Source organism: Streptomyces cynarae, assembly GCF_025642135.1.
In the GTDB taxonomy this organism is placed as follows: domain Bacteria; phylum Actinomycetota; class Actinomycetes; order Streptomycetales; family Streptomycetaceae; genus Streptomyces; species Streptomyces cynarae.
Window position 1 is genome coordinate 2,898,504 of record NZ_CP106793.1, and the last position, 13,340, is coordinate 2,911,843.

The window sequence follows — 13,340 nt, forward strand, 5'->3', positions numbered from 1 at the left end:
CCGATGCCCGCCGCGAAGATGCACGCCGACGAACTGGACGTGGGCACCGCGCTGGTGCGCCGGCTGGTCGCCGAGCAGTTCCCTCGGTGGGCCGGGCTGCCGGTCACCGAGGTGCCGTCCGCCGGGACGGACAACGCCATGTACCGGCTGGGCGACGACATGGTCGTACGGCTGCCCCGGCGGCCCGGCGGGGCGCGGCAGGTGGACGAGGAGCAGCGCTGGCTGCCGCTGCTGGCCCCGCATCTGCCGCTGCCCGTTCCGGTGCCGCTCGGCAGGGGCGCCCCGGCACACGGCTACGCGCATCCGTGGTCGGTGCTGCGCTGGCTGGACGGCGGGAACGCGTACGACGCACCGATCACCGAACTCGACGCGGCAGCGATGGAGTTGGGCCGTTTCGTGACGGCCCTGCGGCGGGTCGACGCGAGCGGCGGTCCGGCGTCCTGGCGGGGCGGCCCGGTGGCGGCGAACGACGCGTACGTCCGCGCGGCCATCCGCGACCTGGGCGCGGACGGCACGGTGGACGCCGCTGCGGCGACGGCACTGTGGGAGGAGGTCGTCCGGCTCCCGCAGTGGGAGGGCGATCCGGTCTGGCTGCACGGGGACCTGCTGCCCGGGAACCTGCTCACGACCGCGGGCCGACTGACCGCGGTGATCGACTTCGGCGGCCTGGGCGTGGGCGACCCGGCGGCCGACACCCTGGCCGCGTGGGCGGTCTTCACCCACGGCACCCGCGACCTGTTCCGTGAGGCGGCCGCCGTGGACGACGCGACCTGGGCCCGGGGCCGGGGCTGGGCCCTGTGCTTCGGCCTGATGGCGGAGCACTACTACCGGGAGACCAATCCGGTCCTGGCGGCCGTGGGGCACCGGGCGGTGACCGAGGCCCTGGCGGACCGGGGCTTCCCGGCGGCGCAGCGGACGGCATCCGGCGCCTGACGACCGGTCACCCGTTCACCACCCCTGTTCACCACCCCCGTTCACCCTGGGGTGTTCTTCCCTCACTCACCGCCCCTGCGCCACTGACCTGCCAAAATGTCGCCGCTGACGCCTTCGGCGGGCACCCGTTCATCGCATTTCTGACATACCGTCAGCGAGCGGCCGCGGTCTGCTGCCCTTTTCCTCGACAGTGCGAGGACACGACCGACACAGCGGCACGCCGGTGAGGCCGCGGGCCGTGTCCCGCCCGAGGAGCACCACGATGCGACGTACGGCCCGTTCGCTGACCGGCACCGCGCTCGCCCTCGCCGCCGCGGGGCTCGCCGCCGCGCCCGCGTACGGCGGTGAGACCGGGAGGCTGGAGGTCTTCCCCACCATGGCCGTGCCCGGGAGCGTGGTCACCGTCAACACGGCGGCGTGCGGCGCGGACGGCTCCGCGGCGGGCGACGCCACCGCGGTCGGCGGCGGCACGTTCACGCTCGCGCCCAGCACGCACGAGCAGGACGTGATCGGCCGGTTCCGGGTACCGCCCAGCGCGCAGCCGGGGACGTACGAGATCGTCGCCACGTGCTCCGGAGGCCGGCGGGCCAGGGTGACCGGCGACCTGACGGTCGCCCTCAGCGCGGCCAAGGATCAGACGCGTCCGCGAGGAAGCGTGAAGACGGGGGTCGGCGGTGCACTCGGCCCCGACCCCGTGCGGACCGCGGCCGGTGTGACGGCACTCGCCGTCGCCGCCGCGGGCGGTACCTGGCTCCTGCATCGCCGACTGAGAGGCAACGGGATCTGACGGACACCTCCGCTGTCCGTCGCCGGTACCGCCGTCCCCCTCCCCCTCCGGGTCCGACTGCCCCTCGCGGCCCGGAGGGGGCCCGGGGTCCCGCTCTCCCGGAAGGAGCTTCGTGTGCACAAGGTCGGTAACGCCGCGATAGCGTCCGTCACGGCGGTCTCCCTCTGCTCCGGCGCCTGGCTGCTGCACAGCGCCTACCGGAGCGACGCTCCCCCGCAACCCTCGGCCGCCCAGGGCGCCGTGGAGCCGGACCGCGAGGGCTCCGCCGCGCCGGCGCTGCCGCCCTCCCCGCCCGACCGCATCCGCATACCCTCGATCCACGTGGACGCCCCGCTGATGGGCCTGAGGCTGACCAGTGCGGGCAGCCTGGACGTCCCGCCCGCCGACGACAAGAACCTCGCCGGCTGGTACGAGGCCGGCACCATGCCCGGCGAGACCGGCACCGCGATCGTCGCCGGGCACGTCGACAACACCCGGGGCCCGGCGGTCTTCTACGACCTGGGCGCCCTGAGCAAGGGCAGCACGATCGAGATCGGCCGCCGCGACGGCTCGACCGCCGTGTTCACCGTGGACGCGGTCGAGGTCTACGCCGCGCGGAACTTCCCCGACGACAAGGTGTACGGCGCGGCGGGGCGCCCTGAGCTACGCGTGATCACCTGCGGCGGCGGATACTCGAAGACGACGGGCTACCAGGGCAACGTGGTCGTCTTCGCCCACCTGACGGGCAGCCGCTGAACCGCCCGGGCCATCTGCGGCACCCACCGCTCACTCAGGCCAGCCACTGCTCGTACGCCAGGTTCGCGACCAGGGCGAACACCACTGTCAGCAGCACGATCCGCACGAACCCGCTGCCCCGCTTCAGCGCCGTCCGCGCCCCGACCATGCCGCCGACCAGGTTGAAGCCGGCCATCAGCACCGCCAGCTGCCAGAACACCGTGCCCTTCCACGCGAACGTGGCGAGCGCGCCCGCGTTGGTGCAGCAGTTGACGATCTTCGCGGTGGCGGAGGCGGTCACCAGGTCCATGTGCAGCACCGCGGTGAGCGCCAGGACGAGGAAGGTGCCGGTGCCGGGGCCGATGAGGCCGTCGTAGAAGCCGATGCCGAGGCCCGCGAGCCCGATCGCGGCGAGCACCCGGCGTGCGGAGACCGGCGCGGTGGAGGGGGCGGTGCCGAAGGCGGGGCGCAGGAGGACGAAGGCGCCGACGCCGAGCAGCACCACCATGACGACCGGCTTGAGGACGTCGGTGCTCAGCCCGGCGGCCACGAACGCCCCGGCCGTGGACCCGGCGAGCGCCGCGAGCCCGATCCGTACGGCCGTGCCCACGTCGACCGGTGTCCGGCGCGCGTACGTGACGGCCGCCCCCGTCGTCCCGACGATCGCGACGGCCTTGTTGGTGCCGAGCGCGTACGACGCCGGGGTGCCGCCGGGCAGCCCCAGCAGCAGTACGGGAAGCAGCAGCAGCCCGCCACCTCCGACCACGGCGTCGATCCAGCCGGCCGCGAGCGCGGCGAGGCACAGGGCGGCGACCAAGGTCAGCGAGATGTCGGGCATGATCGTGACCCTAGGGACGGGGTCGGTGGCCCGTCCATCCATATGAGGGTCTTCTGAGGTTGACGAGGGTCTGCCGAGGTTGCCGACGGCCCCCGCCGCCGGGCCTGTGACCGGCCCGGCGGACAGAGGGAGGGGTCCTCGGCGCCGTCCTCAGGCGGCCCGTACCTCGTACGCCGCCACCCGGACGGTCTCGTCGTCCAGGCACTGGCCGGTCTCCAGGTCGAAGCGCTGCTTGAGCAGCGGCGAGGCGACGAAGGGGCGGCCCTGGTGGGTGCCGGTCAGCCCCCGGGAGAGGACCGCGGCGCCGCCGAAGGGGTCCCGGTTGTCGATGCCGTACAGCCGACCCGAGCGGTCCCGGAAGAGCGCAACCTGGCGGCCGTCCGGCAGCAGTGCCGCCACGCCGCGGCCCGCGGTCAGCGTGCTCATGTCGCAGACGGGGAACCAGGTGTCCTCGTCGATCCGGAGCTCGATCTTCAGGTCGGTGGTCTCGAGTGCAAGGGTCATCGCTGGGCGCTTCCTTCCAGGGGTCGCGTGCCGATGGTGAGCAGCGGCAGGTCGGGCTTGATCTGGTCGCGCTCGGGGACGAAGCCGACGACCGGGTCGGGGGTGTCCGGCGCGTTGACGAAGGACACGAACCGGGCCAGCTTCTCGGGGTCGTTGATGGTCTCGGCCCACTCGTCGCGGTAGTTCGCGACGTGCGCGGCCATCAGGGCCTCCAGCTCGTCGCAGATGCCGAGCGAGTCGTGGACGACCACGTCGCGCACGTGGTCCAGGCCGCCGGGGATCCGCTCCAGCCACACACTGGTGCGTTCCAGGCGGTCGGCGGTGCGGATGTAGAACATCAGGAACCGGTCGATGAGGCGGATCAGCTCCGCGTCGGACAGGTCCTGGGCGAGGAGGTCCGCGTGGCGCGGGGTGGCGCCGCCGTTGCCGCCGACGTAGAGGTTCCAGCCGCCCGCGGTGGCGATCACGCCGAAGTCCTTCGACTGGGCCTCGGCGCACTCGCGGGCGCACCCGGAGACGGCCGACTTCAGCTTGTGCGGGGAGCGCAGGCCCCGGTAGCGCAGCTCCAGGTCGATCGCCATGCGGACGGAGTCCTGGACGCCGTAGCGGCACCAGGTCGAGCCCACGCAGGACTTCACGGTGCGCAGCGCCTTGCCGTAGGCGTGGCCGGACTCGAAGCCGGCGTCGACCAGCCGGGCCCAGATCAGCGGGAGCTGCTCGACGCGCGCACCGAACAGGTCGATCCGCTGACCGCCGGTGATCTTCGTGTAGAGCCCGAAGTCCCGGGCGATCTCGCCGATCACGATCAGCTTCTCCGGGGTGATCTCACCGCCGGGGATGCGCGGCACGACCGAGTAGGAGCCGTTCTTCTGCAGGTTGGCCAGGAAGTGGTCGTTGCTGTCCTGCAGCGCGGCCTGCTCGCCGTCCAGGACGTAGCCGCTCGCGCCGATCGTCGGGGCGAGCGAGGCGATGATCGAGGCGACGGCCGGCTTGCAGGTCTCGCAGCCGTCGCCGCCGCGGGCGCCCTCGCGGCCGTAGCGGTCGAGCAGGTCCTGGTAGGAGTTGATCCGCAGGGCGAGGACGATCTCGTACAGCTCCTCGCGGGTCTGCGAGAAGCAGCCGCACAGGCCCTTGTCGACCTCGACGCCGCTCGCCTCGAGCTCGGCGTCGACCAGCTGGCCCAGCACCTTGACACAACTGCCGCACGTCGTACCGGCCTTGGTGCACTTCTTCACCTCGGGCACGGTGGTGCACTTGTGCTCGGTGACCGCGCCGCGGATCGTGCCCTTGGTGACGTTGTTGCAGGAGCAGATGATCGCGTCGTCCGGCAGCGCGGTCGGTCCGAGCTGGGCGGACTCCCCGGCGCCGGCGGGCAGCACCAGCGACTCGGGCGAGACGGGCGGGACCGAACCGGTGAAGGCCTTCAGCGTGCCGTACGCCTCCGCGTCGCCGACCAGGATGCCGCCGAGCAGCGTGCCGTCGCGGCCGATGACCAGCTTCTTGTACAGACCCGAGCGCGAGTCGGAGTAGACGACGTCGAGGCAGTCCTCGGTGGTGCCGTGCGCGTCGCCGAAGGAGGCCACGTCGACGCCGAGCAGCTTCAGCTTGGTGGACAGGTCGGCGCCGGTGAACTCCGCCTCGTCGGCGGCGATCGTCGCGGCCGCCGTCTCGGCCTGCTCGTAACCGGGCGCGACCAGGCCGTACACCCGGCCGTCCGCCGCGAGCGCGCACTCGCCGATCGCGAACACGTGCGGGTCGGCAACCGTGCGGCACTGCTCGTCGACGGTGATGCCGCCGCGCTCGCCCACCGTCAGACCGCAGTCACGGGCCAGCTGGTCACGGGGGCGGACACCGGCCGAGAACACCACCATGTCGGTGGCGAGTTCCGAGCCGTCGGAGAGCTTCATGCCGGTGACGGAGCCGTCCTCACCGACGACGATCTCCTGGGTGCCCGTGCCGGTGTGCACGGTCAGGCCCATGTCCTCGATGGTGCGCAGCAGCGCGGCGCCGCCGCCCTCGTCGACCTGCACGGGCATCAGACGCGGCGCGAACTCCACGATGTGCGTGTTCAGGCCCAGGCCCTTGAGCGCGCCGGCCGCTTCGAGACCGAGCAGACCGCCGCCGACCACCGCGCCCGTCGTCGCCTTCGTCTTCGCGTACTCCTCGATGGCCAGCAGGTCCTCGATGGTGCGGTAGACGAAACAGCCCTCGGCGTCCTTGCCGGGGACCGGCGGGACGAAGGGGTAGGACCCGGTGGCGAGGACCAGGGTGTCGTACGCGACCGTCAGCCCGGAGCGGGCGGTGACCGTCTTCGCCTCCCGGTCGATGGTCTCGGCCGGGTCGCCGATGTGCAGCTCGATGCCGTGCGTGGCGATGAACTCCATGTCGGTCACGGACAACTCGTCGGGCGTGGTGCCCGAGAAGTACGAGGTGAGCTGCACGCGGTCGTAGGCGGGGCGGGGCTCCTCGCACAGCACGACCACCCGGTGCGTGGCGGTCAGGCCGCGCTCGGCGAGCGCTTCGAGGAAGCGCTGGCCGACCATGCCATGGCCGACGAGCACGATCGTGGGGGTGGTGTCCGTGGACATCAGGAGCCTCCATCGTTGGTGAGCAGGTGGAGCAGCGGGGCACCGTCCGTGGGGAGCGGCTCTGCTCCCTCCCAGGCGCGGGCGAGCGCGCCGACGGTGCCGAGTTCGCCGACGAGTACGCCGCCGACCAGGCGGTCGTCGCGGACGACGACCTTCCGGTAGGTGCCGCGGGTGGCGTCGGTGAGCTGAACGACGTCGTCGCCGGGGCGGGGTTCGGTCTCGCCGAAGGCGGCGAGGTCGAGGAAGTCGTGCCCGGCGAGGGTGAGCCGGGTCAGGGAGCGGGTGCCGGTGTAGCGGGAGTCCGGGTCTCCGGCCAGCGACTCCGCCAGCGCCTCGGCCTGTTCGAGAGCCGGGGCGGCGAGCCCGTACACCGTGCCGTCGTGCTGGGCGCAGTCGCCGATGGCCCGGATGTGCGGGTCGGAGGTGCGCAGTTCGTCGTCGACGAGGATGCCCTTGTGGACGGCGAGGCCCGCGTCCTGGGCGAGGCCCACCCGGGGGTGGACGCCGCAGGCCAGGATGACGAGGTCGGTGTCGAGGGCGTAGCCGTCGGCCATCTCCACGGTGCGGACGGCGCCGCCGAGGGTGCGCACGCCGCGCACCCGGGTCTCGGTGTGGACCTCGACGCCGAGGTCGGTGAGGTGGCGGCGCACCAGCTTGGACGCCGACGGGTCGAGCTGGCGCTCCATCACGCGCTCGGCCTGCTGGGCCAGGACGACCTGGGCGCCGCGGGCGGCGAGCGCGCGGGCGGCGGAGACGCCGAGGAGCCCGCCGCCGATGACGACGGCGCGCACACCCGGGCGCACGGCCTTGGCGAGGCCCAGGCAGTCGTCCATGGTGCGGAACGCGTGGACGCCCTCGGGCAGCTCGGGCCGGTCGGGGGTGAGCAGACCGCGCAGGGGCGGCAGGACGGGGTTCGAACCGGTGGCGAGCACGAGCGTGTCGTATGCGATCACCGCGCCGTCCGAGCAGTGGATCTCGCGGGCCGCCCGGTCGATCCGGGTGACCCGGGCGCGGACGAGGCGCTCGGGGGCCGGGAGGGAGATCACCTCGGGCGCGTAGCGGCCGGCCAGCACGTCGGCGAGCAGCACACGGTTGTACGGGGGGTGCTCCTCCTCGCCGACGACCAGGGCGGGCACACCGAGCTCGCCGAGCCGCCGGGCGAGTCGGACGCCCGCGAGCCCGGCGCCGATCACCACCACACGCGTATTCGAGGTCATGTGTCGAGCGTGCGGTGCCGACGTTACCCGGCCGCATCACGACTGTTTCCCACGGGGAACGCTGCCCTCAGCGGGGGCGCGGGGTGGGTGTGAGGGTTCCGGGGGCGGGGCGGGGGCGCGGTGTGAGACGGGCGCGGGAGGACGGCACGTGCGCGTCGGGCCGGATCGGTGCCCGGCGCGCGGACCGCGGTTCATGCCGGGGTGACGCGCATGCCGCCTTGGGCCAGGACGTCGAGGACCACGCCGAACAGGTCGTAGGGCTGTCCCTCCGGTGCCAGGTTGCGTCGCCGGATCCGGGCGCGCCCACAAAGGTGGTGTACCGGCTGGACTGCGACACATCTGGGAAATGTGTCGCACCCGCTGACGCGTCATGCGGCCGCTGCCACGCGCACAGCCCCGGCCACAAGGCCTGCGCCGGGCGCCGAGTCCGCGGGACGCCCCACGACCGTTGTCAGAGCCGACTGGCAGAGTGTTCGACATGGAGCAGGAGCACCAGCAGCGCACGTCAGTTCGCCTCGTTGTCGTGGATCCGGAACTGGACGCCCAATGCGAGCAGGTGGAGCAGCACTTGCTGGTTCCCCTGGCCGGGGCTCCCCGTGAGGGGTGTGATCACGCGCTGTTCGCGGACGGGCTCGCCGCCTTCCGGCGCGTCCGGGCGGCACTGGCCCAAGCGGTGGCCCGCGGACCGCGGGTGTGGACGCCGAACGGCCGCTGGGAGCACGAGGGTCTGCGCGTGGTCCAGCTGCCCACCGAAGAGACGGACCTGTTGTACGCACTGCTGCGTGAGCTGTCCGGGGCCCTCGTCGCATCGCCGCAGCCGTCGGGCGGTGTCGCCGCGTTCCTCGGCGACGCGTCCGCCGAGGGCGAGTCCGCGGCCGGCCTGGTCGGTGCGTTGGCCCGGGTGCTGTCGATGGTGGACCTCGCGCCCGACGCCGACACCGATGTCCTCTTCACGACGTTGCAGACGGCGGCCGGCGACGAGGATGTGCGGCTCTCCTACGCCCAGGAGGAGGCGTGGCAGCGGCTCGCCCACCGGGTCACCATGCTGCTGACCGAGTCCGCTCCACTGCACCGTTTCCTGTACTGACGCGAGAGGGCGGCACCCCCCGCACAGGGGTGCCGCCCTCTCTGGGTGCTCCGGAACGCTGCCGTGTCGGTGAGGGTCGGGGTGACCGGCAGCGGTTCCGGCGTTCGGCGAAGGTCCGCCGGAGGACCTACCGGTGGTCGCTTCCCTGCGACTGCGACGCCGCCCGACCGGCCTCCAGGCGGGCCACGGGGATGCGGAACGGGGAGCAGGAGACGTAGTCCAGGCCCACCTCGTGGAAGAAGTGCACCGACTCCGGGTCACCGCCGTGCTCGCCGCACACGCCGAGCTTGAGGTCGGGCCGGGTGGCGCGGCCCGCCTTCGCGGCGTCGCGGACCAGCTTGCCCACGCCGTCCTTGTCGATCGTCTCGAACGGGGAGACGCCGAAGATGCCCTTCTCCAGGTACGCCGTGAAGAAGCTCGCCTCCACGTCGTCCCGGCTGAAGCCCCACACCGTCTGCGTGAGGTCGTTGGTGCCGAAGGAGAAGAACTCGGCGGCCTCCGCGATCTGACCGGCCGTGAGCGCGGCGCGCGGCAGCTCGATCATCGTGCCGATCGCCAGTTTCAGCTCCGTGCCCGTCGCCGACTCGACCTCCGCGATGACGTTGTCGGCCTCCTCGCGGACGATCTCCAGCTCCTGGACCGTGCCGACGAGCGGGATCATGACCTCGGCGCGCGGGTCGCCCTTGGCCGCCTTGCGCTCGGCCGCCGCCTCCGCGATCGCCCGGACCTGCATGGTGAACAGGCCGGGGATGACCAGGCCGAGACGTACGCCGCGCAGGCCGAGCATCGGGTTCTGCTCGTGCAGCCGGTGCACGGCCTGGAGCAGGCGCAGCTCGTTCTCGTGCGGCTCCTGGCGGGACTCGGCGAGGGCCACGCGGACCGACAGCTCGGTGATGTCCGGCAGGAACTCGTGCAGCGGCGGGTCCAGCAGCCGGACCGTGACCGGGAGGCCGTCCATCGCCTCGAACAGTTCCACGAAGTCCTGCTTCTGCAGGGGCAGGAGCTGCTTGAGCGACTCCTCGCGCTCCGCCTCCGTGTCCGCCAGGATCAGGCGTTCGACCAGCTCACGCCGGTCGCCGAGGAACATGTGCTCGGTGCGGCACAGGCCGATGCCCTGGGCGCCGAAGCGGCGTGCGCGCAACGCGTCCTCGGCGTTGTCGGCGTTGGCGCGGACGCGCAGGCGGCGCTTGCGGTCGGCGAAGGCCATGATGCGGTGCACCGCCTCGACCAGCTCATCGGCGTCGTCGGCGCCCGCGTGCATCCGGCCCTCGAAGTACTCGACGACCGGGGACGGGACCACCGGGACCTCGCCCAGGTACACCTTGCCGCTCGAGCCGTCGATGGAGATGACGTCGCCCTCCTCGACGACGTGCCCGCCCGGCACCGTCATCCGGCGGCGCTTGGTGTCGACCTCCAGCTCCTCAGCCCCGCACACACAGGTCTTGCCCATGCCGCGCGCGACGACGGCCGCGTGGGAGGTCTTGCCGCCGCGCGAGGTCAGGATGCCCTCGGCCGCGATCATGCCGTCCAGGTCGTCGGGGTTGGTCTCGCGGCGGACCAGGATGACCTTCTCGCCGGAGCGGGACCACTTCACCGCGGTGTACGAGTCGAAGACCGCCTTGCCGACCGCCGCGCCCGGCGAGGCCGCGATACCGCGGGCGACCTGCTGGACCTTCGCCTTCTCGTCGAACCGGGGGAACATCAGCTGCGCGAGCTGCGCGCCCGTCACCCGCTGCAGCGCCTCGGCCTCGTCGATCAGGCCCTGGTCCACCAGCTGGGTCGCGATGCGGAAGGCCGCGGCCGCCGTGCGCTTGCCGACGCGGGTCTGCAGCATCCACAGCTTGCCGCGCTCGATGGTGAACTCGATGTCGCAGAGGTCCTTGTAGTGGTTCTCCAGCGTCTCCATGATCTGCAGCAGCTGGTCGTACGACTTCTTGTCGATGTTCTCCAGCTCCGCGAGCGGGACGGTGTTGCGGATGCCCGCGACCACGTCCTCGCCCTGCGCGTTCTGCAGGTAGTCGCCGTAGACGCCCTGGTGACCGGAGGCGGGGTCCCGGGTGAAGGCGACGCCCGTGCCGGAGTCGGGGCCGAGGTTGCCGAAGACCATCGAGCAGACGTTGACCGCGGTGCCGAGGTCGTGCGGGATGCGCTCCTGGCGGCGGTAGAGCTTGGCGCGGTCGCCGTTCCAGGAGTCGAAGACCGCCTTGATGGCGAGGTCCATCTGCTCGCGCGGGTCCTGCGGGAAGTCGCGCCCGGCCTCGGTCTTGACGATCTTCTTGAACTTGGTGACCAGCTTCTTCAGGTCGGCCGCGTCGAGCTGGGTGTCGTCGGCGACCTTCTTGGCCTCCTTGGCCGCCTCCAGCGCGTCCTCGAAGAGCTCGCCGTCGACGCCGAGGACCGTCTTGCCGAACATCTGGATGAGCCGGCGGTAGGAGTCCCACGCGAAGCGGTCGTCTCCGGCCTGCTTCGCCAGGCCCTGCACGGACTTGTCGGAGAGCCCGATGTTCAGGACGGTGTCCATCATGCCCGGCATCGAGAACTTGGCCCCGGAGCGGACGGAGACGAGAAGGGGGTTGTCGGGCTGGCCGAGCTTCTTGCCCATCTTCTTCTCGAGGGCCTCGAGGTGCGCACTCACCTCGTCACGCAGTGCCGGGGGTTCCTCGCCGCTGTCCAGGTAGACCTTGCAGGCCTCGGTGGTGATGGTGAAGCCCGGAGGGACCGGCAGGCCCAGGTTGGTCATCTCGGCGAGGTTCGCACCCTTGCCGCCGAGAAGGTCCTTGAGGTCCTTGTTGCCTTCGGTGAAGTCGTAAACGAACTTCAAGCCCTCGACGCCGTTCTCTGTTACGTGGCGATCTTTGTTTTCCGACACGGTCTCGACTCCTCGAGGACGCGGTGGCTGCCCTGACGGCGAGGAACATACCCAGATCAAAGGCGTCTGGGTACGTCCACTTGCCCGTCATGTGCCCGTAACCACTCGTCCGCCACCGGATCGAAAGTCAAGGCTTGGCAAGTGGCGACCGGGCGATGTTTTCACTTGTTGAAGGCATCAACGCCTGTAGAGGGGGTTTGATGCTCACATGAGCGGGTCTCGGCACTTCTGATTTTCGCTCGATGAACGATCAAGGGGTGACACTCAGTGCCACCCCTTGAGGAAGTGCAGCCGCCCAAGATCCGCTCATCTGAGCGCAACCCCTATCAGGGGTGGCGAGAATCACGCTAACCGAGGTCGCCCGATTTCACCATGCGGACGCCGATCCGCACCGAAATGCAGCTGTCACGCACCCAACAAGAACGAGGGAGGGATCTCCGGCCATGGGTGGGGACTTCAGACACCCAGTGCCTTCAGTCGCTCCTCCACCCGCTCCGGCGCGTACAGGTGCTCGACGACCGACGCGCCCGCACCCACCAGCCCCGCTCGCTCGCCGAGCCGCGAGACCACCACGTCCAGATGTGCGGTGGAGCGGGGCAGCGCCCGCTGGTACAGCAGTTCCCGCACACCCGTCAGGAACGGCGTCCCGGCGAGGTCGCCCGCGATCATCAGCACCCCCGGGTTCAGCAGGGTCACCACGGTCGCCAGCACCTCCCCGACCCTCCGCCCGGCCTCCCGCGCGAGCGCGACGGCCTCCGGGTGCCCCGCGGCCAGCAGGTCCCGTACGTCCGAGCCGGAGGCGGCCTGCACCCCGCCTGAGCCAGGCGGCGCGCCGCGGCACCGCCGCTCGCGACGGCGGCCAGGCAGCCGTATGACCCGCAGCGGCACAGCGCGTCGGCGCCGTCGGGGACGCGGATGTGCCCGATGTCGCCGGCGCCGCCGTCGACGCCGCGGTAGATCCGGCCGTCCACGACCACGCCCGCGCCGATACCGGTGGAGACCTTGACCAGCACGAACGCCCGGCAGTCCTGGTGCGCGGTGCGCTGCTCGCCGTACGCCATCAGGTTCGCGTCGTTGTCGACCAGGACGGGGACGTCGGCGGCGCCGTGCGCGTGCTCGGTGAAGGCGCGGGCGAGGCGCCCCGTTATGTCGTAGCCGTCCCAGCCCGGCATGATCGGCGGCTGCACGACCCGGCCGGTGTCGCAGTCGACGGGCCCCGGTACCGCGAGGCCGATCCCACAGACCTCGTGCGCCTGATGGCCCGCCTTGTCGAGGAGTCCGGCGAACCAGCGGCCCAGCTCGCCGAGGACGGCGTCCGGACCCCCCTCCAGGAGCAGGACGCCGCTGTGCTCGACCAGGATCTCCCCGGCCAGGGTGAGGACGGCCGCGCGGGCGTGCCGGGTGTCGAGGTCGGCGGCGAGCACCACGGCATGGGCGTCGTCGAACTCGAGCGTGATCGAGGGGCGTCCGCCCAGCGGCGAGTCGACCGGTCCGCCCGCGCCCTCACGCAGCCACCCGGCCCGGAACAGCCGGTCGAGGCGCTGGCCGACCGTGGCCCGGGAGAGGCCGGTGGCCTGCTGCAGGGCACCCCGGGTCGTCGCGCGGCCACTGCGCACCAGTTCGAGCAGATCTCCGGCGCCGGCCGACGCGCCCGGCTTTCCGGCTCTTCCGCTCATGCGCACCCCCTTGCGTTCACCGATCCTGCATTACATATTGAGTTTTGCGTGTTAAATAGACGTAACCCTACGGTAGCCACTGCCGAACCGCGCCGAACCGTTCGGTCGCACGTCTTTCGGGGAGACC

Annotated in this window: 9 protein-coding genes and 1 pseudogene; 4 read left to right on the forward strand and 6 right to left on the reverse strand. The window is 71.8% G+C overall.

Translation table 11 applies throughout. The features are described from left to right. Positions 1-3: 3 nt before the first annotated feature. From N8I84_RS13560 to N8I84_RS13570, 3 genes are all read left to right on the forward strand, one after another. Positions 4-933: an aminoglycoside phosphotransferase family protein gene (locus N8I84_RS13560; RefSeq protein ID WP_263229775.1), complete on the forward strand. Its 930-nt coding sequence runs from the start codon at positions 4-6 to the stop codon at positions 931-933. Between the two features lie 262 nt (positions 934-1,195). Next, positions 1,196-1,720, forward strand: coding sequence for a hypothetical protein (locus tag N8I84_RS13565; RefSeq protein ID WP_263229776.1), 525 nt, complete (start codon positions 1,196-1,198; stop codon positions 1,718-1,720). Between the two features lie 114 nt (positions 1,721-1,834). Further along, positions 1,835-2,455: a class F sortase gene (locus tag N8I84_RS13570; protein WP_263229777.1), complete on the forward strand. Its 621-nt coding sequence runs from the start codon at positions 1,835-1,837 to the stop codon at positions 2,453-2,455. 34 nt (positions 2,456-2,489) lie between these two features. Here N8I84_RS13570 and N8I84_RS13575 read toward each other — a convergent pair whose 3' ends face one another. The 4 genes from N8I84_RS13575 to N8I84_RS13590 all read right to left on the reverse strand — a co-directional run bounded on the left by N8I84_RS13575 (position 2,490) and on the right by N8I84_RS13590 (position 7,581). Next, a complete protein-coding gene (locus N8I84_RS13575; RefSeq protein ID WP_263229778.1) occupies positions 2,490-3,272 on the reverse strand; it encodes a sulfite exporter TauE/SafE family protein in 783 nt (260 codons plus the stop codon). Positions 3,273-3,422: 150 nt separating this feature from the next. Beyond that, entirely contained in the window at positions 3,423-3,776 is a 354-nt protein-coding gene (gene nirD, locus N8I84_RS13580; RefSeq protein ID WP_263229779.1) for a nitrite reductase small subunit NirD, read from the reverse strand. Continuing rightward, the gene (nirB, locus tag N8I84_RS13585; RefSeq protein WP_263229780.1) at positions 3,773-6,364 is read right to left on the reverse strand and encodes a nitrite reductase large subunit NirB; all 2,592 of its coding nucleotides are present in this window, start codon (positions 6,362-6,364) and stop codon (positions 3,773-3,775) included. The genes nirD and nirB overlap by 4 nt, the downstream gene beginning before the upstream one ends. Next, on the reverse strand, positions 6,364-7,581 hold the full coding sequence (locus N8I84_RS13590; RefSeq protein WP_263229781.1) for an NAD(P)/FAD-dependent oxidoreductase: 1,218 nt from the start codon (positions 7,579-7,581) through the stop codon (positions 6,364-6,366). Before N8I84_RS13590 ends, nirB begins: the two co-directional genes overlap by 1 nt. 478 nt (positions 7,582-8,059) lie before the next feature. Between N8I84_RS13590 and N8I84_RS13595 the strand changes: the two genes are divergently transcribed. Then, positions 8,060-8,668, forward strand: coding sequence for a hypothetical protein (locus tag N8I84_RS13595; protein WP_263229782.1), 609 nt, complete (start codon positions 8,060-8,062; stop codon positions 8,666-8,668). Positions 8,669-8,795: 127 nt separating this feature from the next. On the opposite strand, the gene ppdK is transcribed toward N8I84_RS13595, so the two are convergent. Further along, entirely contained in the window at positions 8,796-11,537 is a 2,742-nt protein-coding gene (gene ppdK / locus N8I84_RS13600) for a pyruvate, phosphate dikinase (protein ID WP_263229783.1), read from the reverse strand. A gap of 456 nt (positions 11,538-11,993) precedes the next feature. Next, positions 11,994-13,213: pseudogene (locus N8I84_RS13605) on the reverse strand (ROK family protein). Positions 13,214-13,340 lie beyond the last annotated feature (127 nt).

What these genes read in the sequence shown, in the direction of transcription:
- N8I84_RS13560 (WP_263229775.1), top strand. Translation starts at nt 4, where the DNA reads ATGCCCGCCGCGAAGATGCACGCCGACGAACTGGACGTGGGCACCGCG.
- N8I84_RS13565 (WP_263229776.1), top strand. Translation starts at nt 1,196, where the DNA reads ATGCGACGTACGGCCCGTTCGCTGACCGGCACCGCGCTCGCCCTCGCC.
- N8I84_RS13575 (WP_263229778.1), bottom strand. Translation starts at nt 3,272, where the DNA reads ATGCCCGACATCTCGCTGACCTTGGTCGCCGCCCTGTGCCTCGCCGCG.
- nirD (WP_263229779.1), bottom strand. Translation starts at nt 3,776, where the DNA reads ATGACCCTTGCACTCGAGACCACCGACCTGAAGATCGAGCTCCGGATC.
- nirB (WP_263229780.1), bottom strand. Translation starts at nt 6,364, where the DNA reads ATGTCCACGGACACCACCCCCACGATCGTGCTCGTCGGCCATGGCATG.
- N8I84_RS13590 (WP_263229781.1), bottom strand. Translation starts at nt 7,581, where the DNA reads ATGACCTCGAATACGCGTGTGGTGGTGATCGGCGCCGGGCTCGCGGGC.
- N8I84_RS13595 (WP_263229782.1), top strand. Translation starts at nt 8,060, where the DNA reads ATGGAGCAGGAGCACCAGCAGCGCACGTCAGTTCGCCTCGTTGTCGTG.